The 25,436-nt window shown below is 65.0% G+C and carries 26 protein-coding genes; 15 read left to right on the top strand and 11 right to left on the bottom strand.

Translation table 11 applies throughout. The features are described 5' to 3' along the window. Positions 1-13: 13 nt before the first annotated feature. Positions 14-313, bottom strand: coding sequence for a 30S ribosomal protein S21 (gene rpsU / locus BBTA_RS35340; RefSeq protein ID WP_012047293.1), 300 nt, complete (start codon positions 311-313; stop codon positions 14-16). Between the two features lie 443 nt (positions 314-756). Between rpsU and BBTA_RS35335 the strand changes: the two genes are divergently transcribed. From BBTA_RS35335 to BBTA_RS35325, 3 genes are all read left to right on the top strand, one after another. After that, a complete protein-coding gene (locus BBTA_RS35335; protein ID WP_012047292.1) occupies positions 757-966 on the top strand; it encodes a cold-shock protein in 210 nt (69 codons plus the stop codon). Positions 967-1,083: 117 nt separating this feature from the next. After that, positions 1,084-1,323 carry a hypothetical protein gene (locus BBTA_RS35330; protein ID WP_012047291.1) on the top strand — a complete coding sequence of 80 codons (240 nt, stop codon included), beginning with the start codon at positions 1,084-1,086 and terminating at the stop codon, positions 1,321-1,323. Positions 1,324-1,415: 92 nt separating this feature from the next. Continuing rightward, complete coding sequence (locus tag BBTA_RS35325; protein ID WP_012047290.1) at positions 1,416-1,664, top strand: hypothetical protein; 249 nt, start codon at positions 1,416-1,418, stop codon at positions 1,662-1,664. Between the two features lie 131 nt (positions 1,665-1,795). Here BBTA_RS35325 and BBTA_RS35320 read toward each other — a convergent pair whose 3' ends face one another. Then, complete coding sequence (locus tag BBTA_RS35320; RefSeq protein WP_012047289.1) at positions 1,796-3,058, bottom strand: DUF2235 domain-containing protein; 1,263 nt, start codon at positions 3,056-3,058, stop codon at positions 1,796-1,798. A gap of 338 nt (positions 3,059-3,396) precedes the next feature. After that, positions 3,397-3,705 (bottom strand): 50S ribosomal protein L28, encoded by a 309-nt coding sequence (gene rpmB, locus BBTA_RS35315; RefSeq protein WP_012047288.1) that lies wholly within the window; start codon positions 3,703-3,705, stop codon positions 3,397-3,399. Positions 3,706-4,295: 590 nt separating this feature from the next. On the opposite strand from rpmB, the gene BBTA_RS35310 reads away from it, so the two are divergent. From BBTA_RS35310 to BBTA_RS35290, 5 genes are all read left to right on the top strand, one after another. Then, the gene (locus BBTA_RS35310; protein WP_172235885.1) at positions 4,296-5,105 is read left to right on the top strand and encodes a DUF3108 domain-containing protein; all 810 of its coding nucleotides are present in this window, start codon (positions 4,296-4,298) and stop codon (positions 5,103-5,105) included. A 439-nt stretch (positions 5,106-5,544) separates the two neighbouring features. Then, positions 5,545-9,078 (top strand): helicase-related protein, encoded by a 3,534-nt coding sequence (locus BBTA_RS35305; RefSeq protein WP_012047286.1) that lies wholly within the window; start codon positions 5,545-5,547, stop codon positions 9,076-9,078. 29 nt (positions 9,079-9,107) lie between these two features. Then, entirely contained in the window at positions 9,108-9,404 is a 297-nt protein-coding gene (locus BBTA_RS35300; protein ID WP_041751111.1) for an RNA-binding S4 domain-containing protein, read from the top strand. 114 nt (positions 9,405-9,518) lie between these two features. After that, positions 9,519-9,857 (top strand): ferredoxin FdxA, encoded by a 339-nt coding sequence (gene fdxA, locus BBTA_RS35295; RefSeq protein WP_012047284.1) that lies wholly within the window; start codon positions 9,519-9,521, stop codon positions 9,855-9,857. A 495-nt stretch (positions 9,858-10,352) separates the two neighbouring features. Continuing rightward, positions 10,353-11,189 carry a CarD family transcriptional regulator gene (locus BBTA_RS35290; RefSeq protein ID WP_012047283.1) on the top strand — a complete coding sequence of 279 codons (837 nt, stop codon included), beginning with the start codon at positions 10,353-10,355 and terminating at the stop codon, positions 11,187-11,189. Between the two features lie 668 nt (positions 11,190-11,857). Here BBTA_RS35290 and BBTA_RS35280 read toward each other — a convergent pair. Both BBTA_RS35280 and BBTA_RS35275 read right to left on the bottom strand, forming a co-directional pair. Then, positions 11,858-13,324, bottom strand: a complete 1,467-nt coding sequence (locus BBTA_RS35280; RefSeq protein ID WP_012047282.1) for a M48 family metalloprotease — start codon at positions 13,322-13,324, stop codon at positions 11,858-11,860. 49 nt (positions 13,325-13,373) lie between these two features. Continuing rightward, complete coding sequence (locus tag BBTA_RS35275; protein WP_041751109.1) at positions 13,374-14,063, bottom strand: thermonuclease family protein; 690 nt, start codon at positions 14,061-14,063, stop codon at positions 13,374-13,376. Between BBTA_RS35275 and BBTA_RS41020 the strand changes: the two genes are divergently transcribed. From BBTA_RS41020 to BBTA_RS35260, 4 genes are all read left to right on the top strand, one after another. Continuing rightward, positions 14,062-14,211, top strand: coding sequence for a hypothetical protein (locus BBTA_RS41020; protein ID WP_168167940.1), 150 nt, complete (start codon positions 14,062-14,064; stop codon positions 14,209-14,211). The two genes, BBTA_RS35275 and BBTA_RS41020, sit on opposite strands and share 2 nt — an antisense overlap. Before the next feature lie 161 nt (positions 14,212-14,372). After that, a complete protein-coding gene (locus BBTA_RS35270) occupies positions 14,373-15,557 on the top strand; it encodes an ABC transporter substrate-binding protein (RefSeq protein ID WP_012047280.1) in 1,185 nt (394 codons plus the stop codon). Positions 15,558-15,644: 87 nt separating this feature from the next. Continuing rightward, positions 15,645-16,439, top strand: coding sequence for an enoyl-CoA hydratase (locus tag BBTA_RS35265; protein ID WP_012047279.1), 795 nt, complete (start codon positions 15,645-15,647; stop codon positions 16,437-16,439). Positions 16,440-16,453: 14 nt separating this feature from the next. Beyond that, positions 16,454-17,215: a hypothetical protein gene (locus tag BBTA_RS35260; RefSeq protein WP_012047278.1), complete on the top strand. Its 762-nt coding sequence runs from the start codon at positions 16,454-16,456 to the stop codon at positions 17,213-17,215. 42 nt (positions 17,216-17,257) lie between these two features. Here BBTA_RS35260 and BBTA_RS35255 read toward each other — a convergent pair whose 3' ends face one another. The 3 genes from BBTA_RS35255 to BBTA_RS35245 all read right to left on the bottom strand — a co-directional run bounded on the left by BBTA_RS35255 (position 17,258) and on the right by BBTA_RS35245 (position 20,464). After that, positions 17,258-18,064, bottom strand: coding sequence for an enoyl-CoA hydratase/isomerase family protein (locus tag BBTA_RS35255; RefSeq protein WP_012047277.1), 807 nt, complete (start codon positions 18,062-18,064; stop codon positions 17,258-17,260). Between the two features lie 155 nt (positions 18,065-18,219). Beyond that, positions 18,220-19,377, bottom strand: a complete 1,158-nt coding sequence (locus BBTA_RS35250; protein ID WP_012047276.1) for an acyl-CoA dehydrogenase family protein — start codon at positions 19,375-19,377, stop codon at positions 18,220-18,222. Positions 19,378-19,399: 22 nt separating this feature from the next. Continuing rightward, complete coding sequence (locus BBTA_RS35245) at positions 19,400-20,464, bottom strand: acyl-CoA dehydrogenase family protein (RefSeq protein ID WP_012047275.1); 1,065 nt, start codon at positions 20,462-20,464, stop codon at positions 19,400-19,402. On the opposite strand from BBTA_RS35245, the gene BBTA_RS40470 reads away from it, so the two are divergent. After that, the gene (locus BBTA_RS40470) at positions 20,445-20,669 is read left to right on the top strand and encodes a hypothetical protein (RefSeq protein ID WP_148221562.1); all 225 of its coding nucleotides are present in this window, start codon (positions 20,445-20,447) and stop codon (positions 20,667-20,669) included. The two genes, BBTA_RS35245 and BBTA_RS40470, sit on opposite strands and share 20 nt — an antisense overlap. A 36-nt stretch (positions 20,670-20,705) precedes the next feature. After that, positions 20,706-21,488: an SDR family NAD(P)-dependent oxidoreductase gene (locus BBTA_RS35240; RefSeq protein ID WP_012047274.1), complete on the top strand. Its 783-nt coding sequence runs from the start codon at positions 20,706-20,708 to the stop codon at positions 21,486-21,488. A gap of 114 nt (positions 21,489-21,602) precedes the next feature. On the opposite strand, the gene BBTA_RS35235 is transcribed toward BBTA_RS35240, so the two are convergent. Then, positions 21,603-21,869 carry a GlsB/YeaQ/YmgE family stress response membrane protein gene (locus BBTA_RS35235; RefSeq protein WP_012047273.1) on the bottom strand — a complete coding sequence of 89 codons (267 nt, stop codon included), beginning with the start codon at positions 21,867-21,869 and terminating at the stop codon, positions 21,603-21,605. 35 nt (positions 21,870-21,904) lie between these two features. Then, positions 21,905-22,501 carry a YidB family protein gene (locus tag BBTA_RS35230; protein ID WP_012047272.1) on the bottom strand — a complete coding sequence of 199 codons (597 nt, stop codon included), beginning with the start codon at positions 22,499-22,501 and terminating at the stop codon, positions 21,905-21,907. Positions 22,502-22,703: 202 nt separating this feature from the next. Between BBTA_RS35230 and BBTA_RS35225 the strand changes: the two genes are divergently transcribed. Further along, on the top strand, positions 22,704-24,200 hold the full coding sequence (locus BBTA_RS35225; protein WP_041751108.1) for a TadE/TadG family type IV pilus assembly protein: 1,497 nt from the start codon (positions 22,704-22,706) through the stop codon (positions 24,198-24,200). A 211-nt stretch (positions 24,201-24,411) separates the two neighbouring features. On the opposite strand, the gene BBTA_RS35220 is transcribed toward BBTA_RS35225, so the two are convergent. Beyond that, positions 24,412-25,107: a hypothetical protein gene (locus BBTA_RS35220; protein WP_012047270.1), complete on the bottom strand. Its 696-nt coding sequence runs from the start codon at positions 25,105-25,107 to the stop codon at positions 24,412-24,414. Positions 25,108-25,436: the final 329 nt, after the last annotated feature.

The following is a 25,436-nucleotide window of genomic DNA, read 5'->3' as shown; positions in this document are numbered from 1 at the left end:
ATCGTTTCGGAGACTAAGCCCTTGCAGGACCGCTGCCAGTCGTAGGTGCGGAGCTCGGCGGCAGCCCGCGCGGCGGTCGTGGCTGCAATATCTTCTTCACGGGAGCGGGCAGCAGCCCCTCGCGAATGGCCTGCTTGCGGGCCACCTTGCGCTGGCGCCGGATCGCATCCGACTTCTCGCGCGTCTTGCGCTCCGACGGCTTCTCATAGGCTCTGCGGCGCTTCATTTCGCGGAAGACACCTTCGCGCTGCATCTTCCGTTTCAGGATGCGCAACGCCTTGTCGACGTCATTGTCACGAACCAGAACCTGCAAAAGCGTCCTCCTTGCTTCATTTGTCGAAATGTCTGTAGGCAAAAGCAACGGCAGCGGTGCTGGTCCGGCATCGCGTGAGCCGGACGGCTGCGATCTTTCGATCTAATGAGTTGTGCGCGCTGCCATTCGACACAGTGATCCGCTTCGGGGGAAGGCGGGAGCACAATGTGTCTCTCAGCCATCGATGGCCGGGCCGTTATCGATGGTGTGACGAAGATAGGCGTTGTAGGCAGCCAATGCCAGCTCGCTGATTGGGCGCGCCGCGACGCCGAAACATTTTTGCTCGCGGCCTTGTATTCTCGCCGGAAAGGTTTAGTTTGACAGGAGTTCGATTAGCCGCTGTGCCTTTCTGAATGTGCCCGTGGGCTATTTCCCGAAGTCATCGCTCAGTTGAATGAGATCGCGCGGTCGTCGTGCGATGATTGATTTCTTGGAGAAAGAACATGCCGCAGGGTACCGTTAAGTGGTTTAATGGTCAGAAGGGTTTCGGTTTCATTCAGCCGCAGGACGGCGGAACTGACGTTTTCGTTCATATCAGCGCCGTCGAGCGTGCTGGTCTGGGCGGGCTGGCCGAAGGCCAGAAGGTCAACTTCGACCTGAAGACCGACAAGATGCGTGGCAAGGTCAGCGCAGAGAATCTCTCGCTGGCTTGATCACTGCCAAGCCATTTCACGGATGTACTGAAATGGTTGGTTTGCCCGCTCGATCCTGCGATTGAGCGGGCCATTTGCGTTCGCACGACAACCGCAGCCTTGCGGAAGGAGCTGTCCATGGCGAAGCGAGCCTCGGAGCCATCGCCAGAGAGCGTCGCCAGGGCGCAGCGGCGGCAGATCGCTGCCGAAGAGGGCGCCAAGGCGATGGCCGATACCGACCAACGTGCCGCTGCAATACGCCAGAACATGGCGCGGCTGCGCGCACTCAGGCTTGCCAAGGAAGCCGAGGACGCAATGGCGGGCAATGCTGCGGCCTCTGCGCCAAGTCCCAAGCGACGGAAGAAGGCGCTCCGTTAGAGCGCTTGCGTGTGCGGCTGCTGCTATGGCGTCAGCGCGTGTCCAGGCGAGTGTTTCGCGTCCAGCTTTAATGTCCTGCCGAGGAGGCTGACGTGGCCAGATCCATCGCATTGAACTTGCGTATCGCCAAGGATGATGCGGACGGCGAAGGGAAGACGATCGCGTTTGCGCTGGCGATCGGTTCTGCGCGGCAGGTCTGCCACCTCGAGACCAGCTTCTGCACCCGCAATCAGGCCTTTGCCTATTTGCAGCGAAATCGCACCGTGTTCGAGCAGCGGGCCCGCGAATTATTTGCCCGTGGCGAAGTCACGGATGGCGTCATTCATCTGAAGATGATCTGACATCTCGCCGCCAGGCGGCGCCCTGGTCGCGGCAGCATAGCCGCCGGTGCGGCGCCGACCGGCGCTCGTGCCTGATCCGGACAGCCGCAACGGGGTGTTCGAAAGCGCCTGCTCCAACCAACATCGCGATCTTAGTCCGCCTTCTGCTTGATCGGCAGCGGTACGCGTTGATAGGTCGCCGGCAGGTTCACCGGTCGATAGTCCTTCGATTCCGCGATTCGCATCAGGACGCTTTCGTGGATGAAGGCGCCGTCGGGGATGAAGCGCGGCTCGCAATTCGGAATGTAGAAGCCGAAATGCACTTTGCGTTCCGGCCATTCCTTGTATTTGGCCTTCTTGGGAAGATATTCGAGCAGACGCCAGGCTGGCGTCATCGAGTGATGGAGCTGACCCTGGACGCTCGGGGCGACATAATGAAACGGGCTGTTCTTGCGCTGAACGCCCCAGGCCAGCTGGTTGACGGTGCGCGGGTTGACCGCGAGCCCGGCCTCGACCGCCTCATCGATCATCCATAGCAATGGATATTTCGACGCCGCCGATTGCGCTTCCGGATAGCCGCCGCCGACGTCGCAATGCACGCCGGCGAACCACACCTGCTTGGCATCCTGCGGCCGCGCCTGCGCCCTGTTGAAGCGGTTTGGCGTGAAGGTCTGCGGGATGTTCCATGCCTTGAGGCGGAACATGCAGCGCCGCTCGTCCATCGCTGCCGCTTGGCGGAAGATCTTCACGCTCGGATTCTGGATGGTGAAAGCGAGTTCTTCCAGGCTGGGCCATGCAAGCAGGCGATCGGTGCGCGGCACGATGACGCTCGCGACCGTATCCCATACGCCCACGAAGTGGATGGTCGGCCAGCGTGACGACGTGATCCGCGCGAATTGCGCGGCCTGGTCGTCGCGGCTTTCCGGAATCGGTCCGTCTTCCTCGGTGCTCTCGAGCTCGGTGGTGACGCCGCGCCCGGCCTTCGGATTGTCGGACGAGTATTTCTTGTAGGCGATCACGCCCGAGCCGGCGAGATTGATCTGATCAGGAGAGATCAATCCGACCTTGTGAATGAGTCCGGCCAGCACGCGCACAGTATAGGCGCCGCGCGAGAAACCGAACAGGAAGATGCGGTCGCCGTCTTCGTAATGCGTCGCGAGGAAGCAATAGGCATTGATGACGTTGTCGTCGAGCCCGTAGCCGGTCGCAAGCCCGAGCACCATGTTGAAGTTGGCTTTGAAGCGATGCCAGCTGTCGGGCTGCGTCAGCGTGCCGACACCGGGATCGTAGAACACCGCCTGATGCGGCGACGTCTTGTCGGTCTTGCGCAGGCAGCGATAGAGCTTGAGGACATTCGAGATGTTCTCGCTGATCTCGTTGCCGGTGCCGTCGCAGCAGATGACAATGTTCTTCATGGCAGCGTAATGCCCACAATAATTCTACCGCAACGAGTGTAGAGCATCCGACGAAGCTTGGGGAGATTGGTTGGCAGGGGCGATCGGCTCGCGTCGTCGACGGGTGGCGGGCGTGCTCCGGACGGCGATGTCGCTCGATGATGAGGCCGCGTTGCGAACTTCCGGTCGCCGGTCTTGGTCGCACGTCGCGCGAGGTGTTCGTGCCTGCAGCCAAGTGTCGTCCAGGCGCTGTCGGGCGTCGTCAAACAGAAACGGCCGGATCCTGCGATCCGGCCGTAGCTTTATTCGACGTGCTCAAGCGGGGCCTTGATGCACCCGCTTTCGCGTCATTGATGAATTCAGCTGGCCTTCGCGACCGGCGCTGCCTCGGCAGCCTTCTTTTCGATCGCGCGCTTCAGCTCCAGCGCGCGCGGCGACAGCGTCGCGGCGTTCGCCTTCAGCAGATAGGCGTCGAGGCCGCCATTGTGGTCGACGCTCTTGATCGCATTGGTCGAGACGCGCAGGCGCACATTGCGGCCGAGTGCATCCGAAATGAAGGTCACGTTGCACAGGTTCGGCAGGAAGCGCCGCTTGGTCTTGATGTTCGAGTGGCTGACCTTGTGGCCAACCTGGGGGCCCTTGGCCGTCAGTTCACAGCGCCGCGACATGGCAATAAATCCTCTCTCATCCCCGCACCCTTCGTCCGCCAGTCTCGGCGGGCCGCGGGGGTCCAAAACTCGTCCAGCTCTTCTCTGGGAGATGCGGTCCTATAGGGGGGATGCGGCTTTTCGTCAAGGTTTTGAAGGCCGCAGCGAAACACGATGGCTGCGGCCCGCCGATCGAGGGGTCCTCGCCGCGCGCCGCACGGGATGAAGTTGCGAGCCGGGCGCGAACGCCGGCGGATCGAAAAGCGGGCGTACAATCAATGGTATAGGGGGCAGTTTAGACCATATAAAGGGCGTATTCGCGGGCGATGGATCGGATCCCGGTGCGAGCAGGGCGACGCGGCAAAGCAGGCGCCGGCGGGCAAGGCGCAAGCCCAGCCTCCGGCAGATGTCTGGGCGCGGTTGTGGCGAGCGGTTGGAGCGCAAAGCCCTGGACAAGCCGCTATTGTCGGATGGTTCGCGTTGTTTGAAGGCGTTTTTGGCTTAAGTAGCAAGGACGACGCGCCGGGGTGATCCGGCGCACAGGCAGGCGGATCGGCAGGATCATCCCTCACGTGAGCATCATTTCGGCTTCCTCATTCCTCTCCTGTCGGCTGGTCGCGGCCGGTTCCGCTCTCGGCCTGCTGCTGCTGGCCCAGAACGCCCAGGCGCAGGCCCGGCTGGATGCGCAATATGAAGCTTCGCTCGCCGGTATCCCTGTCGGCAAGGGCACCTGGGCGGTCGAGATCGGCGACGACCAATATGGGGCCTCGGCCCAGGGCGGCACCGCCGGGCTGCTCAAGAGCTTCTCGCAGGGGGCCGGTACCGGCGCAGTCCAGGGACGTGTGGTCAATGGTGCGCTGGTCGGCCAGAGCTACCAGGCCTCGACCACCACGGGGAAGAAGTCCGAGCAGATCCACATCAATCTGCAGAACGGGAATGTGAAGGATTTCGCCATCGAGCCGACGCCGCCGGTCGATCCCGACCGTATTCCGGTGACGGATGCGCATAAGCGCGGTGTGCTCGATCCCATGACGGCCTCGCTGGTGCGCGTGCCCGGCAATGGCGAGCTGCTGGCGCCGGATTCGTGCCGCGGAGCGGCGCCGGTGTTCGATGGGCGCATGCGCTACGAGCTCAAGCTCGACTATAAGCGCATGGAGAACGTGAAGGCCGACAAGGGCTATCGCGGCCCGGCGCTGGTCTGCGCGATCTATTTCACGCCGGTGGCGGGCTACATCCCTGATCGTCCCGTGATCAAATATCTGGCCCAGGCCCGCAACATGGAGATCTTCTTCGTGCCAATCGCGGGCACCCGCGTCCTGGTGCCGTTCAAGATGGTGATCCCGACGCCGCTGGGAACCGCGATGCTGGAGGCCACGTCCTTCATCACCCAGGCGACACCGCACGTCGCCAAGACGCAGTAGCGTCAGACCCTCATCGCCGGCGGCTACCCTGTGAACGTCCGAGCTTAGCCGAATGCTTGGCTCACACGCTCGCGTCATCGCCGTTTTGCGCGAATCCGTTTGACTCTTCCCTTATTCTGATTCGACTCAGACCCCGTGACCATGCGTGGCGGTTCCATGGCGAAAGCGTTGCTTGTGGACCGGCCAAAAGCTTGATCTAGTGGAGTGGTCAACGCAGAGCGCGAGATGTTGCGGTGAACGAAGCCGGAAAGACGATGGAGTCAGCGATTCCTTCGTGATTCGTTCTCAAGGCGTTCCGAAGCTTAAGCGGCGTCACTATATGCGTCACAATGTGAGACAAGGGCGAGGATCGCAGCCGCTTCAGAACCCCGACAAATTCAGCATCCATCGCGCCTGACCCGCGCGCCTGCAACGCCGGCCCGAGACCCAAATTTAACGAATGGCTTTTTCGTCTTCTTCGGCTGCCTCGCCTTTCGAGCGCACGCCCGATCGCGTTGCCGGCAACGGCGTCACCGCCGTGCTCGGCCCGACCAACACCGGCAAGACGCATCTGGCGATCGAGCGCATGCTCGCGCATTCCTCAGGGATCATCGGCCTGCCGCTGCGGCTGCTGGCGCGCGAGGTCTACAACAAGATCGCCGACCGGGTCGGCAGCGAGGCGGTGGCGCTGATCACCGGCGAGGAAAAGATCAAGCCGAAGGCTCCGCGCTATTGGGTCTCGACCGTCGAGGCGATGCCGCGCGATCTCGATGTCTCGTTTCTCGCCGTCGACGAGATCCAGATCGCCGCCGATCTCGAGCGCGGCCACGTCTTCACCGATCGGATTCTCAACCGCCGGGGTCGCGACGAAACACTGCTGCTCGGCGCTGCGACGATGCGCCCGATCATCGAGCGGCTGTTGCCGGGCGCCTCGATGGTGACGCGGCCGCGCCTGTCGCAACTCGAATTCGCCGGCGACCGCAAGATCACGCGGCAACCACGCCGGACCGCGATCGTCGCCTTTTCCGCCGACGAGGTCTACGCGATCGCCGAGCTGATCCGGCGCCAACATGGCGGCGCCGCGGTTGTGCTGGGCTCGCTATCGCCACGAACGCGCAACGCGCAGGTGGAGATGTTCCAGAACGGCGACGTCGACTATCTCGTCGCCACCGATGCCATCGGCATGGGTCTCAATCTCGACGTCGACCACGTCGCTTTTGCCTCCGACCGCAAATATGACGGCTATCAGTTCCGTCGTCTCAACCCGTCGGAGTTTGCTCAGATCGCGGGGCGTGCGGGCCGCGCAACGCGTAACGGTACCTTCGGCACCACTGGGCGTTGTGCGCCGTTCGAGCCGGAGCTGGTCAACGCGCTGCAGAACCATACTTTCGATTCCGTGAAGGTCCTGCAATGGCGCAATTCGAGGCTCGATTTCGCGTCCCTGAGCGCGCTGCAGGTGTCGCTGGCGCTGGCGCCTGCGCATGAGGCGCTGACGCGGGCGCCGATCGCGGAGGATCTGCGCGTGCTCGATCACGCCGCGCGCGACGCCGAGGTGCGCGATATGGCCCATGGCGCGGCGGCCGTCGAGCGTCTGTGGGAGGCCTGCCAGATCCCGGATTATCGCCGGCTGTCGCCGGCGGCTCATGCCGAGCTCGTGACCACGCTTTACGGGTTTCTGATGCAGAAAGGGCGGATTCCCGATGCCTGGTATGCCGCGCAGGTCGATCAGGCCGACCGTGTCGACGGCGACATCGACACGTTGTCGGGCCGGATTGCACAAATTCGCACCTGGACCTTCGTCGCGAACCGACCGGATTGGCTGCGTGATCCCGACTATTGGCAGGGGATTACCCGCGAACTTGAAAATAAATTGTCAGACGCCCTTCATGAACGGCTCACGGAGCGTTTCGTTGATCGTCGTACCAGTGTATTGATGCGGCGCCTGCGGGAGAACAGTGTTTTGAATACGGAAATCGGCAAGACCGGCGAAGTGATCGTTGAAGGGCACACGATCGGTCGCCTCGATGGATTCACCTTCGCGCCCGACGCCGCTGAGGCTGGCTCTGAAGCCAAGGCCCTGCAGGCTGCCGCCCAGAAGGCGTTGGCTGGCGAGATCGAGGCCCGGGCCGAGAAGCTGTCCAATGCGCCGGACGAGCATCTCGTGCTGACCGCCGACGGCACCATCCGCTGGACCGGCGACGCGGTCGCCAAGCTCGTCGCCGCGGACGACGCGCTGCATCCGCGGCTGCGGATCATCGCCGATGAGCGCCTGACGGGCGCGGCGCGCGACAAGGTGCAGGCGCGGCTCGATCTGTGGCTGAAGACCCATATCGAGAAGCTGCTCGGGCCGCTGTTCGAGCTGTCCAAGGCCGAGGACATCACGGGAATCGCGCGCGGCATCGCCTTCCAACTGGTGGAAGCGCTGGGTGTCATCGAACGCGCAAAGATCGCCAACGAGATGAAGGATCTCGACCAGCCCTCGCGGGCGACCTTGCGCAAATATGGCGTGCGCTTCGGGGCCTATCACATCTATGTCCCGGCTCTGCTCAAGCCCGCCGCGCGGGCGCTGGCCGCTTTGTTGTGGGCCGAGAAGCAGGGCAATGTCGACATGTCGGCGCTGACCGGCGCACAGCATCTGGCGAGCTCGGGCCGCACGTCGTTCCCGGTCGACAAGGCGTTGCCGCGCGATGCCTATCGGGTGCTCGGCTACAAGCAGGCCGGCGAGCGCGCTGTCCGTGTCGACATTCTCGAGCGCCTCGCCGATCTGATTCGTCCCGCGCTGGCCTGGCGTGAGAATGCGCCGGGCGAGAAGCCGGCGGGGGCCTTCGACGGCCGCAGCTTCGTCGTGACCCAGGCGATGACCTCGCTCACCGGGTCGGCCGGCGAGGATTTCGCCTCGATTCTGCGCGCCCTCGGCTACCGCATGGAAAAGCGCCCGCCGCTGCCGCCGAAGGTGGTCGAGCAGCCCGCAGAGTCGCCGGCGGCAGAGGTTTTTCCCGCTGTGGCGGAGGCGACCGGCGAGGCCGTTGTGGCAGAGACGCCGTCGGCCGATGCGGTCGAGGCGAGTTCCCCCGAGCAGGCTCCGACCCTGGCGGAAGCCGCCGTCGCGCCGGTGACCGAGCAACTGATGGCCGCGCCCGAAGCGCTCGCGGAGTCTCCTGCGCAGACCGCGCCGGCCGATGAGGCGCCCGCGCCGGTCTCCGCGCTGGCGTCGTTGCCACTTGTCGATTTCGTTGCCCCGGCTGCGGCCGGTGAGCCTGAAGCCGCCGCGCCCGATGCGGCGGCTCCAGATGCGGTCGCGGTGGACGCTGCATCCAGCGTCGCTGAGACCGAGGCCGCGCAGCCGGCAACCGGCGAGGCGACGCCGGCCGGCGCAGCATCTGCCGAGGCTGTGCCCGCCGAGGCGGAGCCGGCGGCTGCGGCCGAGCCGGTTCTTATCGAGGTCTGGCGGCCTGGCGGGCGTTCGGAGGAGCGCCGGCCGCGCCATGACCACCATCAGCGCAACCGGCACCAGCGCCCGCAGCACGACCGCGGACAGCCCGCCGCTGGCGGACAGCAGGCCGGCGGCGAGCAGGCCGCTGGCGCGGCGCCAGCCGAGGGCGAGACGCGCGACCGCCATCGCGGCCATGGTCGCCGCGACCGGATGAAGGAGTTCGGCAAGGACTTCCGGAAGGGCCCCCGTGAGGCGGCCGCGGCGCCGGCCGAAGGCGCGCCGGCCCGTGAGGACCGTGGTCCGCGCCGCGACCAGGACGCCAAGGGGCGCGACCAGAACCGCGATCGCAACAAGGGCGGCAAGTTCGGCGGCGACCGTGGCGGCCGGGACTTCGGCAAAGGCGGTCGCGACAAGCGCGACGGCGGCCCGGCGCTGCGGCCCTACGCCTCCAGCGGCGGCGGCGGCGGACGGGACCGCGACCGGCCGGTCGATCCGAACTCGCCGTTTGCCAAGCTCGCCGCGCTCAAGGAGCAACTCGCGGCGAACAACCGCAAGGACTGATCCGCGTCGCTTGAGCGCGCCGAGCCGAGATGACAACGCCGACGTCCGACGTCCCTTTAGAGCGCCAGCGCCTCGACAAATGGCTCTGGCATGCGCGGGTGGTGAAGGCCCGCACCAGCGCCGCGGCTCTGGTGACCTCCGGCCATGTCCGCATCAACGGCGTCCGCGAAACCTCGCCGGGCCATGGCGTGAAAGCGGGGGACGTGCTGACGATCGCGCTCGACCGCAATGTGCGCGTGCTCAGGGTGACCGCCTTCGCCGAGCGCCGCGGCGATGCGACATCGGCCCGTACGCTCTATGATGAGCTCGATGGCGGCGCACGATGACGATCTGCTGTGTTCAATCCGACGGCGGTTCAGTTCTTCGTTCTGCTTCACTTGCGGCACATCACGTCCTGCGCTAGTGCAGGCGTGATTTGTCGATCCGTTCCGGAGCCCTGGATGACTTACGTCGTCACCGAAAACTGCATCAAATGCAAATACACCGATTGCGTTGAGGTCTGCCCGGTAGACTGCTTCTACGAAGGCGACAACATGCTCGTGATCCATCCGGACGAATGCATTGATTGCGGCGTCTGCGAGCCGGAGTGCCCGGCCGACGCCATCAAGCCGGATACCGAGCCGGGGCTCGAGAAATGGCTCGGGGTGAACGCCGAATACGCCAAGGCCTGGCCGAACATCACCCAGAAGAAGGACCCGCCGGGCGATGCCAAGGAGCATGACGGCGAGGCCGGCAAGTTCGAGAAATATTTTTCGCCCAAGCCGGGCGCCGGCGACTGAGCAACCCGAGGCGGCGCGGCCAAGCCCTCATCGAGGCCTCGCCGAGAGATCACAGCCGAGAGGAATCCCGGCGCGCAAACAAAGGGGTAGGACGATTTTGCAGCCGGCGGGACGGCCGCAAAATTCTTCGAAACAAGCGCGCCTCGTTTAACCCTAACTTTGCGGATCCGTCACAATACCGCCCCTGCGCCCTCTAAATCATTGATTTTTGCGGGAAATGTGCTATATATGGCACATTCTCAGAGCCGAACCCGGCCATGCGTATACTTTTTTGGCCGCCCTTTTAGGTTCCCGCAACATCAAACAGGGGCGTGGCAGTTCCGCGCGCAGGCTGTGTCACAGAAAACGCGTAAAAAGAGTGCTTCCAAGAGTACCAAAAAAGCCGCCGCGGCCAGCCGCAGCGTTTCCAAGGGCCGTGCACGAGCTCCTGTAAAGGAGATTCGGGCTGCCGCAAAGGCCTCGGCTGCCAAGTCCACCAAGAACAAAAGAAGCGCAATGCCTGAAAAGACTGCCAAGACTGCCGCGAAAGCATCCGCCGCGAAGACCACTCTTGCAAAGGACTCTGTTGCGAAGACCGCAGCGAAGCCGGCAGCTGCGCCCAAGGCTACCAAGACGGCTATTCCTGCGGCCGCCGCCGCTGCCAAGGCCCCTGCCGCCGCCAAGCCGGCTCCGGCGCCCGCGGCTGCCGCTGCTGCTCCCCGGGTCGAGGAGAAGAAGTTGCCGACCCAGCGTCAGGGCTTCAAGACCAACGAATTCGTCGTCTATCCTGCTCACGGCGTCGGCCAGATCCTGGCCATCGAGGAGCAGGAGATCGCAGGCGCGAAGCTTGAGCTGTTCGTCATCAACTTCATCAAGGACAAGATGACGCTGCGCGTGCCGACCGCCAAGGTCGCCAATGTCGGCATGCGCAAGCTGTCCGATCCGGCGCTGGTCAAGAAGGCGCTGGAGACGCTGAAGGGCCGTGCCCGCGTCAAGCGCACGATGTGGTCGCGCCGCGCCCAGGAATACGAAGCGAAGATCAATTCGGGCGACATTGTCGCGATCGCCGAAGTCGTGCGCGACCTGTATCGTTCGGAGTCGCAGCCGGAGCAGTCCTACAGCGAGCGCCAGCTGTACGAAGCCGCGCTCGACCGTCTGTCGCGCGAGATTGCGGTCGTGCAGCACTCGACCGAAACCGAGGCCGTCAAGGAGATCGAGACGCAGCTCGCCAAGAGCCCGCGCCGCGGCGCCAAGACCGAAGCCGATGCGGTGGCCGAGGGTGATGCCGACGCCGAGGGCGATATCGATGATATCGACGGCGACGACAATGCCGTGGCCGACGAGGCCGCCTGATCAATCGTTAGCGCGTTTTCGAATTTGTTGCTTACGAAGGCCCGGCCGCAAGGTCGGGCTTTTTGTTTGGCGAGCGCGACGGCGGCCCATCGCCGCCCCCTCATGACCCTGGGGCGCGGTGCCGAGCGTTGCCTCGCGCGCCTGGAGCTTGTGGTCGGCCCTCCGGAAGCCCGGTTCAGGCTCAGAAGGGGCGGCAGGCGCCGTTGTGGGCTGCTCTGCGTCGCATGGAAACCCGGGGCGCGAGGGCTCTGAGGACGCCCGCCTCGAGGCCGCGGAGAGGCGGCAGATGACGCTCTGGCTGCAGCGCTTGAGGAGGCCGGCCACCGAGGGCCAGCCCCATCGGGAGCTGTCATCCACGAGGGACGGCAAGCCGCAGGCGATCTTGAGCCGGTCGTTCAAGCCAGGACGGAGGAGCAGGTGCTTCTGTGGCGACCGGAGGAATTCGTGGTGCGCCGCGCCGCCGACGCCCAAGCTGGCGTCAAGCGAATGATCGTCGAAATTGCGTCGCTGCAGGCCACAGGCTGGTCATTCACGGCATTTGTTCATTCAGGGCCGTCCAGACATTGCCCTCAGCGACCGCCTGCACTGACCAAAGGCCGCCGCGCGACACAGCATCATGTGCGTCGGCAAGGCTGGCCGTTGGCGCAGCGCCTGCCCGGCGGGCCGCGTCACTCCACCACGATCTTGACGCGGTCGCGGACCTTGACCTGGGCGCGGGCGTCGAGGCCGTTGAGAACGCGGAAACGCTCGATCGGTCGGTCGACCCCGGACATCCGATGCGCCAGCGACTCGACGGTGTCGCCCGGCTGGACCGTGATGACCTTGATGCGCAGCGGGCGCGCCGACTGCGATTCCTCAAGGCTGAGGCGGCGGAAGGAATTCACCGTCTCGCGAGCGTTGCGCTCGCTCTCGGTGCTCTTCTGGCGGGACGCGAAGATGAAGCGGTAGACGTCGCTGCCGACGCGCAGCGCATAGACCTTGAACTGCCAGGGGTCGCCGCTGGCTGTGGTCGACGCCGCCGGGAAGCCGTTGATGGTCAGCTCCTCGGTCGCTGACTTGTCGACATTCTCCATCCAGCCGGAGTTGAGATAGTCGCCGAGCGTCTGCTGTGCGGGCACCCGCACGACGTCGAACCGCATCGCCTGGGCGCCACCTTCGCGCACGCCGATCACCGCCTGCGCGGTGTTGTCGAGGGTGAAGTTTTCGGGGGCCTGGAACGTGAAGCCCAGCTTGGGATGCAGGAACCGCCGCCCACGCACGAAGCCTTCGCTGGGGTCCTCGCCGAAGACGATATTGTCCACCGCGGCCAGATAGGTCTCGCGGTCGTGCTCCCTGGCCTCCGGCGAGACGTATTGTTTCGCAATCGCCGCCGCATTCTGCACCCGCTCCGGCGTCGCCGGATGCGAGGAGAGGAAATCCTGCGCGCGGGGGTCGATCGCGACCTTGCCGGCCTTCAGCTCGGCATTGCGCTCCATCGAGGTCAGGAACCGGGCCGCGCCATAGGGATCGAACTTGGCCTTGGCCGAGATGCCGACACCGATGCCGTCGGCCTCGAACTCCTGGGTGCGCGAGAAGCTCGCCATCGTCAGCTTGGTCTTGGCGAGCGCCAGCGCCGTCAGATCCGGATCATTGCTCATGTCGGACACGACGCGGGTGACGACCGCCGCCTGGCGCGCCTGGTCCTCGCGGATCGCGGCGTGACGCGCCAACACATGCGCCATTTCGTGGCTCAGCACCGACGACAGTTCCGAGGTGTCGTTGGCAAGCGCGATCAAGCCGCGGGTGACGTAAAGCTGTCCGGTCGGCAACGCGAAGGCGTTGACCGCACCCGAGTTCAGGATCGTGACCTTGTAGCCCTGGTCGGGCCGGTCCGACGCGGCAACCAGCCGGTCGACGATACGGCTGATCAGGCCCTCGAGCTGGGGATCCTCATAGGCACCGCCGTAGGTTGCCAAAATGCGCTCGTGCTCGCGATCGCTGGCGGGCGTGCTCTGAACCATCGCCGGCTTCGGCCGCGGCGTCGGCATCGGCGCAGTCGCTTGCTGCAGCTTGCCCATGTCGCTGCAGCCGGCCAGCATCAAGCCGACGCACAGCAAAGCTGGTGCGATCCGCGAACCGCAGTTCACCATCGTCATGCGTGCACGAACAGACAGGTTCACGTCGCTACTCACGTACCTTCGCGGATCAGTTGCCGCTCAACATCTCGATCTGTGCGATCTGCGTCAGTTCCAGTCTCGGGCCTTGATGCGCCTCGATCCAACCGCGCACCCGAACCCGCCGATTCGCAAGTGATTTTGTGTCGATGCCGGCACCTTCCATTACCGGCATCATACGCTTTGGAATAATCACCGCGAAGCCCCGTGTCCAGTTACGCGCGAAGTTCAGATAAGTTGTTGTCCCTGTCTGTCGTACGGACAACACCTTCCCTTCGACAACCGTAAATAGCCCTGCGCGAGCCAAAATATCGTCTGGACTTTCGGCGTTTTTTATGACGGTCGGGGACGTCCAGAGTCCGCGCGACGCGATGCGCGCGTCTGCCTCCGCTGCAACCAGGGTGAGAGCGCAATCCCGGTCCTGAACATCGGTGCCACGCAGGACGCTGCCGCGCGCCAGCAACTCGCCCTGGACCGTGCGCTCCTCCCCCGCCAGGAACGCGAAGGCCCGCTGGCGGCCATAGCGGTCCGGGGCATCGTCCTCGCCGCGGAGCACGACATCGCGATCGCGCAGCAGCGCGCCGAGGGTCGCGACGGCGGCCGCGGCATTGTCCGGCGGCGGCTCGATGCCGGCCAGCCTGACCTCGCGGCCATCAGCTAATCGGAAGCTGCGCGCATCGACGATCTCGGTGACGCGCCCCTCGCCCAAGGTCGCGAACATGCAGGGCGCCGCGCCGCTCGTCGTGATGGCCACTGACTGCGCCGCCAATATCAGGACGGCGCAGAGCCAATCTCTGTTGCGAAGTCCGCAGCGGATCGTCGACGCATTTGCCATGCTGCATGATGGCACGTTTCATCCATTCCATTGAGCGGAAAACCACGTTGCGCGATGGCACTTGTGAGTGCTTGCCGCTGAGATGCGCCTGCGCCATGATGCGAACTATCAACGAGGCTGCCGCCATGTAGCGGCATGTCCGGCAGGGAGGAATCGATGAACAGGTCCATTGGCGGCGCGGCTGCGTCGTTGTTCATGCTGGCGTCCGCGCTGACGCTGTCGGTCGGCGCGGCGCATGCGCAGAGCAAGACGCCGCTGAAGATCGGCGGCATTCTCGACATGTCGAGTCTCTATGCCGACATCACCGGTCCCGGCAGCGAGACCGCGGCGAAGATGGCGGTCGAGGATTTCGGCGGCGAGGTGCTGGGACGCAAGATCGAGGTGCTCGCGGCCGATCATCTCAACAAGGCCGATCTCGCCGCCAACATTGCCCGCGACATGCTCGACAATCAGGGCGTCGAGATGATCTACGACGTCGCGGCCTCCGCCACCGCGCTCGCCGCTGGCGAGATCGCCAAGGCGCGCAACAAGATCATCATCTTCAACGGCCCCGGTTCGGTCCGGCTTTCCAACGAAGCCTGCGGCCCCTACACCGTGCACTACGTGTTCGATACGTTCGCGCAGGCCAACGTCACCGGCCTTGCGGCCGTGAAGTCCGGCCTCGACAGCTGGTTCTTCCTCACCGCCGACTACGCCTTCGGCCAGGACCTGGAGAAGGACACGACCGCTGTCGTGGTGAAGTCCGGCGGCAAGGTGCTGGGCAGCGTGCGGCATCCGCTCAACACGTCCGACTTCTCGTCCTTCCTGCTGCAGGCGCAGGCCTCCAAGGCCAAGGTAATCGGGCTCGCCAATGCCGGCGGCGATACGATCAACGCGATCAAGCAGGCCGCGGAATTCGGCCTCACCAAGGGGGGCCAGAAGCTGTCACCGCTGCTCGCTTTCGTCTCCGATATCGACAGCGTCGGGCTGGAGACCGCGCAGGGGCTGCTGGTCGCGGAGGCGTTCTACTGGGATCTCAACGACGAGACCCGCGCCTTCACGAAGCGTTTCATGGAGCGCACCAAGCGGGTTCCGACCTCGGCCCAGGCCGGCGTCTATTCGTCGGTAACGCACTATCTGAAGGCGGTGAAGGCGGCAGGCACCACGGATCCCGACGCCGTGATGAAGGTCATGCGGGCAACCCCGATCAATGACATGTTCGCCAAGGGCGGCCGGATTCGCGAGGACGGCCGCATGGTGCATGACATGTATCTGTTCGAGGTCAAGAAGCCCTCGGAGTCGAAGGCCAAGTCCGACGACTACAAGCTGCTTGCGACGGTGCCCGGCAACGAGGCCTTCCAGTCTCTGGAATTGTCGCGCTGTCCGCTGGTGAAAAAGTAGCAATCGCCATGGCGCGAAGCCGCCGGGCTCGCCGCAGGCGGGACTCGCGGCTCTTCGCATCGAGGGCCAACCCGGAGACGTTCCGTCATGACCACGAACACCACCGTGCTGCAGCATCTGGACGCCGGCCTGCTCACGATCACGATGAACCGTCCTGAGCGGCGCAACGCGCTCAACAGCGACATGACCAAGGGGCTCGTCGAGGCGGCGCATCGCGCGGCCGATGACCCGGAGGTGCGCGCGGTGCTTCTCAAAGGCGCCGGCGGCACCTTCTGCGTCGGCGGCGACGTCAAGGCGATGGCCGAGGCGAAGGGGGCGCCGTCGTTCGAGACCAAGGTGTCGACGTTGCGCGAGCGCATGGAGGTGTCGCGCTTGCTGCACCAGATGCAGAAGCCGGTCGTCGCGCAGATCGACGGCGCCGCTGCGGGCGCCGGCCTCTCGATTGCGCTCGCCTGCGATCTCCGCGTCGCCGCAGCCTCCGCCAAGATCACGACCGCTTTCGCCAAGGTCGGCCTGTCGGGTGATTTTGGCGGCACCTATTTCCTGACGCAGTTGCTCGGCAGCGCCAAGGCCCGCGAGCTCTATCTGACCTCCCCGATCCTTTCCGCGCAGGAGGCGCTGGCCCTGGGCATGGTGACGAAGGTGGTGCCAGACGCCGAGGTCGACGCCGCCGCGCGCGCCCTTGCGCTGTCGCTGGCGGAGGGACCGAGCGTGACCCTCGGCTACATCAAGCGCAACATCAACAATGCCGAGACGATGACCTTGGAGGCCTGCTTCGATGCCGAGGCGGTGCATCACTCGCGCTGCAGCGACACCGAGGATCACAAGGAGGCCGCAAAGGCCTTCGTCGAGAAACGGGCGCCAGTGTTCCGAGGCCGATAGGCCGGGCCGGCGCCATGATCGATCTCCATCTGCGCCAGATCTGTCTCGTTGCGCCTCGGCTCGCGCCGGTGGTGTCGGACATCGCGGCGATCATGGGCCTCGACGTCTGCTATCGCGATCCGCATGTCGGCAAATACGGGCTGGAGAATGCGCTGCTGCCCGTCGGGCCGATCCTGCTCGAAGTGGTGGCGCCGATCCGCGATGGCACCGCGGCGGGCCGCTTCCTGGAGAAGAGCGGCGGACGCGGCGGCTATATGGCGATCTTGACCTGCGAGGATCCGGACAGCCGGGCCGCTCGCGCCAATGCCATGGGCGTGCGGACCGCCAATGTCATCGATCATCCGCCCTATCATGGCGTGCAGTTGCACCCACGCGACTGCCGCGCGGCCTTCATCGAGCTCAATCACACCGCGGGAAGCGACGACCTGTTGGGCCCGTATCCGCCCGCGGGGCCGGATTGGACGCGAGCCATCCGCAGCGACGTGACCCGCGCGCTGACGGAGGTCGCGCTGCAGAGCCCCGAACCGGCGTCGCTGGCGGCGCATTGGGGCCGCATTCTGGACCTGGCCCCTGCAACGCGTGCCGACGGCGTCCAACAGCTGACGCTGCCGAATGCCGGCATCCGTGTCGAGCCGGGTGAGCGCGAGCTCATGAGCGGCCTGACGTTCCTCGTCGCGGACGCAGCGCGTGTCGCCGATGCCGCGCGGGCGCGCGGCTATCGGATGTCACATGATAGCTTCGAGATTGCCGGTGTGACCTTCACGCTCACCGCGTGAGCGCGTCTGCGAGTCGGGCCAGCCGCAGCACCGGCCCTCTGCTCACCGCCCCTTGAAATTCGCGAAGCGCCGTTCCTCGGTGGCCTTGACGCCTTCCTTGAAATCCTCCGTCGCGCGGAGCCGTGTCTGCTCGGCAAGCTCGTGCTCGGTGGCGGCCATCACCCGGTCGGCGAGGCCGGCGCGCATCGTGGCGCGGGTCGAAAGCAGGCCGAGCGGGGCGCATTCGGCGATCTCTGCGGCGAGCTTCATGGCGGCTGTCCGCACCTGGTCCTGCGGCACGCATTCATTGGCGAGCCCCATTTTATAGGCGTCCTCGCCGGTGACGCGGCGGCTGGTGTAGAACATCAGCTCGGCGTTGTTCTTGCCGATCAGCTCCGGCAAGGTCACCGTCAGTCCGAAGCCCGGATGGAAGCCGAGCTTGGTGAAGTTGGCCGAGAAGCGTGCTTCCGGGCAGGTGACACGGAAATCGGCCGACACCGCGAGGCCCAGCCCGCCGCCGATCGCCGCGCCATGGACGGCGGCCACGATCGGCTTCTTGCAGCGGAAAATGCGCACCGCCTGCATATAGAGATGGTTGATCGGTCCGAGACTGTCGGCCGGGTCGCCTTTTGCCTCGGCTGCCTCCTGCGCCTGCCGCGCCGGGTCGGTGAAGTTGGCGCCGGCGCAGAACGCCTTGCCCTGCGCCGCCAGCACCGACGCGCGGATCTCGATGTCGCGGTCGAAGCCCTCGAGCGCATCCGCGATCTGGTTGATCAGCGAAATGTCGAAGAAGTTGAGCGGCGGCCGGCGGATCTCGATCAGGCCGACATGGCCGTGGATCTCGACGCCGATGTCAGGAAAGTGGGTCATGTGGGGATCTCCAATTCTGCTTCTCGGGGCGTCATTGCGAGCGAAGCGACGCATTCCAGAGTCCTTGCTCGGTCCTGGACTGCTTCGCTTCGCTCGCAATGACGGAGTGTGTCGTCGATGCTGTCAGCTTGCGATAGCCAGGATGCGACCCGGCCTCACCTCAGCCCCAGCCCGCGCGCGATGATGCCGCGCAGCACCTCCGTTGTGCCGCCTTGAATGGTGAGCTTCGGCGCGGTGCGGATGGCGAAGTTCAGCTGGTTCTCCAGCGTCTCGCGATTGCCCGCCTCCTCCTCGACGAAGGCGGCGAGGTCGCGCACGCGGTGCGGTAGCTGCTGCTCCCAGATCGTGCCGACATCCTTCACGATCGAGGCCTCCACCACCGGCTCCTTGCCGGCCTGCAGCATGCCGGCGACCGAGACCGACATCCGACGCATCGTGTGCAACTGCGCCACCAGGCGGCCGATGCCCTCCGCGCCACGGGTGTCAGGATCAGGACCCACGGCGCGCACCAGCTCGGTCAGCACATAATAGGTTTCAAGGAAGCGTTCAGGCCCCGACCGTTCATAGGCGAGCTCCGAGGTCGCCTGCTTCCAGGCGCCGTCGATCTCGCCGAGCTGATGATCGTCGGGCACGAACGCGTCGGTGAAGACGACCTCGTTGAACTCATTCTGGCCGGTGATCTGTCCGATCGGGTTGACCTTGATGCCCGGCGATTTCATGTTGACGAGGAACTGCGTCAGCCCGTGGCGCCGGTTTTCCTTGGTCGCCGGCGAGGTCCGGAAGATCGCGATCATGTAGTCGGCCATGTGCGCCGACGTGGTCCAGATCTTCGAACCATTGATCAGCCAGCCGCCCTCGGTCCTGGTCGCGCGGGTCTTGGCGGCGAACAGGTCCGAGCCGGAATTGGGCTCGCTCATGCCGATGGCGAAGCACAATTCGCCGCGGCAGATCCGCGGCAGGATGTCCATCTTGATATGTTCGGGCGCATAGCGCAGCAGGATCGGCCCGCTCTGGCGGTCGGCGACGAAGAAGCGGCGCACCGGCGCGTTGGCGACCCGCATCTCCTCGGTCACCACGTAGCGCTCCAGGAACGAGCGCTCGTGACCGCCATATTTTTTCGGCCAGGTCATACCGATCCAGCCACGCTCGCCAACCCGCCGCGAGAACTCGCGGGCATCGGCATCCTCGCGCAGCGGCTGGAACGGGTTGAACGTGCCGGCTGCGATCTCCTCGGCGAGAAAGGCGCGCACCTCCTTGCGCAGTTCCTCGCATTCGGGCGGCAGACGGATCGGATCGAAACGGAGCGCGGTCATCGGCTATCCTTCTCGTTTCGTTTCAGCGTGATGCGACCAGGGGCCACAGCTCGTCGGCGCCGCGCGCAGCGATGCGCCGGCCGAGCGCGACGGCCCAGTGGCTCTCGGAGCCGAAATCGTCGCGCCAGGCCAGCGCGCGCAGCGAGAACCGGTGCAGGATGTGCTCGGTGGTGAAGCCGATCGCGCCATGCACCTGGTGGGCGATCGCGGCGCCTTTTTCGGCCGCCTCGGCACAGCGAATCTTCGCCGATGCAGCCTCGAGAAACACGGCGTCGTCGAAGGCGCCGCTGCGGGCGATCGCATCGGCCGCCGAGGTCGCGGCGGCGTTGGCGGCCGCAGCCTCGCCGGCCAGCCGTGCAAGGTTATGTTGCACCGCCTGGAATTTGCCGATCGGCTTTTCGAACGCGACACGCTCGCCGGCATAGGTGACGCTGATCTCGAGCAGCCGGTCGAGCGCGCCGGCGATCTGCAGGCCGCGCACGACGCCGCCCATCAGCATCATGTTGTCCTGATCGAAGCCGGCGGGCGCCGAACGGATGGCCACCGGAGCCATCCTGTCGAAGATGACGGTGTCGCTAGGATCGTTGGCGAGCGACAGGCCGGGCTCGATGCGCAACTGGTCCGCCGCGACCAGCGCAATCGAGACGCCGTCATCGCCATGGGCGACCACCGCGACGTGTCTTGCCGCTTTGGCGAACGCGACGCCACGGGCGCGGCCGGACAGCGTGCCGTCGGCGCCGAGCGCGATCCTGTCGTTCGGGCGCGCGGGCGCGATCGTCATGCTGCCCTCGGGCGCAGCGATGCCGCCTTGTTGCAGCAGCCAGCCGGCCAGCAGCGTCTCCGCCAGCGGCACCGCGACGGCGAAACGGCCGGCAGCATTGACGACCGCGAAGCCGTCGGCGAGATCGGCACCGGCCCCGCCGAGCTCCTCGGCGACCCATGCGAGCGGCAGGCCGGCCTCGCTCAGCGCCTGCCACAGCGGTAGCCGCCAGCCGCCGTTCTTGTCGTGATTGATCGTCTGCGGATCGGCGAGATCAGCGAAGATCTTCTCCGCGGTCGCGACCACGATGTTCTCAGCTTCCGCCACGGCGTTCCTCGTCCTGATTATTCGACCTTGTTCGACCTCGCTGCAGCACGAGATCCGCGTCGGTCGTTTGCCCGGCATGATGAGCGCAAGCGGCGATGATGACAAGCGCTGGCGCCGCAACGCCGTGCCCGCGCGCCGCATGGGCTGCGTTGATTTCCGCGTTGCGGAGATTGCAGCGATTTGCACGGCACCAGAACTTGGCTAAGAAGGCAGCCGGATCAGATGAGAGGGAGAGGCCGGCATGCCGACCAAGGGTCTTTGCGCGATCGTGACGGGTTCGGCATCGGGTCTCGGGGCCGCGACCGCGCTCTTGCTGGCGAAGGCCGGCATGCGCATCGTCGTCAATTATTCGAACAGCAAGACCGAAGCCGAGCAGACGGCGGATCTCTGCCGCACGGCGGGCGCCGACGTCGTCGTGGTGCAGGGCGACGTGTCGCGCGACGAGGACTGCAAGACCATCGTCGCGGCGGCCGCGCCCTGGGGACGGCTCGATGCGCTCGTCAACAATGCCGGCACCACCAAGCATGTCCCGCACGATCAGCTGGATGGCCTGTCGGCCGAGGATTTTCAGCGCATCTACGCGGTGAACACGATCGGTCCGTTCCAGATGATCCGCGCGGCGCGTCCGCTGCTCGAAGCCGCCGCCAAGGCGAGCGTCCGCGCCTCCGCCGTCGTCAACGTCTCCTCGGTCGCAGGCATCAGCGGCATCGGCTCCTCCGTGGCCTATGCCGCCAGCAAGGGCGCGCTCAACACCATGACCTTGTCGCTGGCGCGCGCGCTGGCGCCGTCGATCCGCGTCAACACCGTCTGTCCTGGCTATATCGACACGCCCTGGTTCACCAAGGGCCGTGGCGAGGCTGGCGCCAAGCAGGTGCGTGATGCCGTGGTCGCGCGCGTGCCGCTGCGCGCCGCGTCGACGGCCGAGGACATCGCACAGTTGGTCGCGTTCCTGGCCACCCCGGCATCGGGGCACATGACCGGCGAGGTCGTGCGCATGGATGCCGGAATGCATCTGGTCGGGTAGTCGTTGCGAGCAGCCGAGGCAGTCCGGCTCTTAGATGCTGGATTGCGTCGGCCGATGCCGTTCGCGCGCCGGCGCACGCGTCGCTATCGTCCGCAATGACGGGCGACGTCGGCGCTACCCGTTGAAATCGCGGACCTTGCCGCTGGCGACCAGCCGGTTCCACACGAACAGGACGACGATGGCGCCAATGGTCGCCGTGATGTAGCCGGCGCCCTCGTCTGGGCTGTAGTGGCCGATCGTCTGCCCGATCGCGGTGGCGACGAACGCGCCAACGATGCCGAGCACGACGGTCAGAATGAAGCCGGAGGGATTGTTAGGCCCTGGCGAGAGAAGCCGCGCGAGGAAGCCTGCAACCAGCCCGACGATGAGAATGTGCAACACGAGTCCTGTCCTTCCCGTCACGTCATCCAGGATCGTCAGATCCGGCCTGCGAGCTCATGCTCGGTCGGCAGCCGTCCGTCCGGCGTCAGCTGATCGATCACCTTCGGCAGGTACTGGCTCAGCCCGTTCAGCAGTTCGTCCCGCGACAGACCACTCTGCGCGGTGAGCTGATCGAGCTGGTCGGCGCCGAGTGCGTTGGCGAGGTCGCCGGGCGAGATCGGCTTGTTCTCACCGGGCGAAACCCAGGAATTGGCGGTGTCGCCGTGGCCGTTCTCCTGGAATTGCCGCAGCAGATCGCCGAGGCCGCCGGACAGCACGCTGCCTGCTGCACCACCGGCCAGCAGGCCGCCAAGTCCTCCGGCGAGAATGTTGCCAAGTCCGCCGCCAAGTCCCCCGCTGAGCCCGCCGCCAAGCGGCCCGCCCTGACGGCCGGTCGGCTGCGGCGGCGGAACCGGCGCAGGCGCCGCATTGGGCTGCTGATTGCCTTGCGAGAAGTGCTTCACCGCCTTCCACGCCAGCAGCGCGAGGATGGCCATCGTCATCGGCGACATGCCGCCGTTCTGCTGCGTGGTGGGGTGACTCGGCCCATGCGGGCCGTTCTGCATGCCGTTCAGGATATCGAGTAGACCCATGATCCGCCTCCTGCGCCCCGCACGTAAAAATACTGATTGGAGATGACGGTTACAAGGCGCTTACGGCAACTCGATTGGATCGGCCGCAATTCTACCGGAAGGCCGCGCAAGGCCAGCCGTGTCGGTGATCGGCTTAACTTCAGGACAACGTGCCGCATGACCTGTGTCCGCGAACAGCCCTTCACGGACAAAGGATATCAGCATGTCGTCCGCGTTCCGCGGTTTCCTGCAACAGGCGCTGCGTCTTGGCCATGACGAGCGTGCCAACATATCCATCATCTTCGCGATGGCGCTGCTGCCGATCCTGAGCGCGATCGGCTGCGCGGTCGATTATACCCAGGCGACCCGGTTGCGCAGCAAGCTGCAATCAGCCGCGGACGCAGCCAGCGTCGCATCGATCTCGCAGCAATCGCTCGGCTATAATGCGGCGCTGCAGATGACCAGCGACGGCACGGTTCAAGTCGCGGTCGAAGAGGCCACCAAGCTCTTCAACGGCAATGCCGCCAACAGTCTCGGCTATACCAACCTGTCGCTCAACGCGCAGGTCATGAAAACGGGCGTGAAGCTCGCCGCGACGGTCGCGTTTTCCGCCGACGTGCCGACCACCTTCATGACGGTCGTGGGCTACCGCAAACTGACGGTGACCGGCACCTCCAAATCGACCTCGTCGCTGCCGCCTTATCTCGACTTCTACCTGATGCTGGACGTCTCCGGATCGATGGGCCTGCCATCGACCGACGCGGAGCAGACGCGCCTGGCCGCGATCAATCCCGACAACTACAAGCAATATCCGAACGGGTGCACGTTTGCGTGCCACTTCACGAGCGCGAGTTCCTGTCCGGCCGCGAACCAGAAGTACAATACCAACGGCTCTTGCATGGGCTATCCGATGTCGCGGGTCAGCTATAGCGGTGTCAAGAAGCTGTTGACGAACAATGGCGGCAAGCTCCCGAGCTCGCTCCTGTCGAGCCTCACCGCGGTCACCTCCTGCCCGACGGACGGCTCCGATGCCTGTATTCAGCTGCGTGCGGACGCGGTCGGCGCGGCCGTGCAGCAGCTCCTGGTGACGGCGAACGCGACCCAGAAGACGCCGAATCAGTTTCGCATCGGCCTCTATCCGTTCGTTCGCTATCTCTATGCCTATTCGCCGCTGACGGCGAGCATCAACGGCTCTCCGACGACGCCCGGTACGATCAATCACGCCGCGGCCAATCTCGCAAGTCAGCTCGATACCGGGGCCAATGCCAGCCTGGGCTCGGGCGGCACTCATTTCGAGAACGCCTTCCCGACGATGAACGGCATCATCACTTCGGTCGGGGACGGCAGCGCGTCCAACAAGACGCAGCCTTACGTCTTCCTGATCACCGATGGCGCGCAAAATCCGCAAGTCTATTGGAACGGATCATGGTCGGGCAGCAATTCGGCGACGACCATGGACACGTCGAAATGCACCACGCTGAAGAGCCGTGGCATCATCGTGTCCGTGCTCTACATTCCCTATCAGCCGATCCAGAATCCGACGAGTTTCGCCAATTCCGAGGATTTCTACGCCAACGCCAACATTCCCAAGATTCCGCCGAGCCTGCAGGCCTGTGCGTCACCCGGCTATTTCTATACTGCGAATTCGCCGGCGGACATCACGGCGGCGCTGAACGCGATGTTCAACCACGCGCTGGTCACGGCTCACATCACCAATTGAGTGTCAGGGAAGGGTTGAGCGGTCAGCGCAGCGCGCTCGCGTCACGTTGCGAACTGAGACGCTGCTGCGCGCCGGCTCCGACGCGGGGCCATGGCAGCTGTTGCGGACAGAACAGGGCGGCTCAGGACCTGACCTCAGGACATAGCCTCAGGACTTGGCCAAAATACTTGGCCAAAATACTTGGCCTCGGTACCCGGCGTCAGTACCGGGCTCAGTACTTGGCGTCGGCGCGCTTGGGGGCTTTGCCGGCCGCGACTTGTCCCTGGCCAGGCCCGCTGAAAATCTTCTTCAGCTCGCCGAGCTTCTCCGAGAGGACCGGGAAGTTGCAGGAGAAGGAGTCCCTGATGACGCCCTTGGCGCATTGCGCCGCTTTCACACGCGCCCGTGCTTCAACCGTCGAGCCCGGAGGCGTCCCGGCCTGTGGCGGCCGGGCCGGCCGCTGTGGCGGCGTCGCAGGGATCGCTGGCTTCGGCGGCTCGATCGCAGCCCGCGCTGTCATGTCCTTGAGAGATGTCGGCTGCAGGTCCTGCGGCTGCGGCCGCGTCATCATCGCCGAGCTCATATTGGCATGGCGCTGCCGCTCGAGATATTGCGTGTACTGCTGATCGATGAACTTTTGCTCGTCGGGAGTCGGATTGGGACCGGCGATGTCGAAGCTGCGATCCTGCATGAAGTCGTAGTAGACGTAGCCGCCGCCCGGTTTCCGTCTCCCGGCAAATTTCGCGTTGCATTGTGCGAGCGCAGCCGTCTTCTCTTCTTTGGTCGCGGACTTCTCGGCCGCGTCGGCGCATTCCTCGAAGTCCGACGGAGCGCGACTCCACCATTGCGCTTGCGCGCGTTCAGGTTGAATCGCGGGCAGGCAACTCAATGCAGCAAAGACCAGAATTGGCAGGCGGGGTGGATACACGAACGGCTTCCTCAGCGTGTCCCGCCTCAGATGACGGGAGATTGTCGCCAATTTGCGGCGGGGTGTCTCTCTGATGTTGCGCAATTTCCGGCTTTCTTCGTGGCGGACTCGAGTTCCGTGATCTTGTTGCCACAGTTGAGTGGCGCCGGAGCGGCACGACGCGCCTGAATCGTTCCTTGCTGTGGCGCCGGTACGATAGGGAGCACCCTTCTACCATTTTTATCACGTCTCGGTTGATGAACGAATCTTGACGCTGGAAAGATTTGCGTTGACCTGCGCTGGAGCTCGTTCTAGGTTATCTTGACAATGGAAAGATATGTCGCGGCGTC

Source organism: Bradyrhizobium sp. BTAi1, assembly GCF_000015165.1.
GTDB lineage: Bacteria > Pseudomonadota > Alphaproteobacteria > Rhizobiales > Xanthobacteraceae > Bradyrhizobium > Bradyrhizobium denitrificans.
Note: the sequence above shows the minus strand (reverse complement) of the source record. Positions and strands in the feature narration are given on the sequence as shown.

Bases quoted from the DNA above. Each gene is read 5' to 3' on its own strand.
- BBTA_RS35290 (WP_012047283.1), top strand. From the start codon at position 10,353: ATGCCTGAAAAGACTGCCAAGACTGCCGCGAAAGCATCCGCCGCGAAG.
- BBTA_RS35265 (WP_012047279.1), top strand. From the start codon at position 15,645: ATGACCACGAACACCACCGTGCTGCAGCATCTGGACGCCGGCCTGCTC.
- BBTA_RS35270 (WP_012047280.1), top strand. From the start codon at position 14,373: ATGCTGGCGTCCGCGCTGACGCTGTCGGTCGGCGCGGCGCATGCGCAG.
- BBTA_RS35335 (WP_012047292.1), top strand. From the start codon at position 757: ATGCCGCAGGGTACCGTTAAGTGGTTTAATGGTCAGAAGGGTTTCGGT.
- BBTA_RS35255 (WP_012047277.1), bottom strand. From the start codon at position 18,064: ATGACCCACTTTCCTGACATCGGCGTCGAGATCCACGGCCATGTCGGC.
- BBTA_RS35260 (WP_012047278.1), top strand. From the start codon at position 16,454: ATGATCGATCTCCATCTGCGCCAGATCTGTCTCGTTGCGCCTCGGCTC.
- BBTA_RS35330 (WP_012047291.1), top strand. From the start codon at position 1,084: ATGGCGAAGCGAGCCTCGGAGCCATCGCCAGAGAGCGTCGCCAGGGCG.
- BBTA_RS35275 (WP_041751109.1), bottom strand. From the start codon at position 14,063: ATGTTCGCGACCTTGGGCGAGGGGCGCGTCACCGAGATCGTCGATGCG.
- BBTA_RS41020 (WP_168167940.1), top strand. From the start codon at position 14,062: ATGCAGGGCGCCGCGCCGCTCGTCGTGATGGCCACTGACTGCGCCGCC.
- BBTA_RS35300 (WP_041751111.1), top strand. From the start codon at position 9,108: ATGACAACGCCGACGTCCGACGTCCCTTTAGAGCGCCAGCGCCTCGAC.
- BBTA_RS35225 (WP_041751108.1), top strand. From the start codon at position 22,704: ATGTCGTCCGCGTTCCGCGGTTTCCTGCAACAGGCGCTGCGTCTTGGC.
- BBTA_RS35230 (WP_012047272.1), bottom strand. From the start codon at position 22,501: ATGGGTCTACTCGATATCCTGAACGGCATGCAGAACGGCCCGCATGGG.
- BBTA_RS35320 (WP_012047289.1), bottom strand. From the start codon at position 3,058: ATGAAGAACATTGTCATCTGCTGCGACGGCACCGGCAACGAGATCAGC.
- BBTA_RS35250 (WP_012047276.1), bottom strand. From the start codon at position 19,377: ATGACCGCGCTCCGTTTCGATCCGATCCGTCTGCCGCCCGAATGCGAG.
- rpmB (WP_012047288.1), bottom strand. From the start codon at position 3,705: ATGTCGCGGCGCTGTGAACTGACGGCCAAGGGCCCCCAGGTTGGCCAC.
- BBTA_RS35240 (WP_012047274.1), top strand. From the start codon at position 20,706: ATGCCGACCAAGGGTCTTTGCGCGATCGTGACGGGTTCGGCATCGGGT.
- BBTA_RS35280 (WP_012047282.1), bottom strand. From the start codon at position 13,324: ATGACGATGGTGAACTGCGGTTCGCGGATCGCACCAGCTTTGCTGTGC.
- fdxA (WP_012047284.1), top strand. From the start codon at position 9,519: ATGACTTACGTCGTCACCGAAAACTGCATCAAATGCAAATACACCGAT.
- BBTA_RS40470 (WP_148221562.1), top strand. From the start codon at position 20,445: ATGTTCTCAGCTTCCGCCACGGCGTTCCTCGTCCTGATTATTCGACCT.
- BBTA_RS35305 (WP_012047286.1), top strand. From the start codon at position 5,545: ATGGCTTTTTCGTCTTCTTCGGCTGCCTCGCCTTTCGAGCGCACGCCC.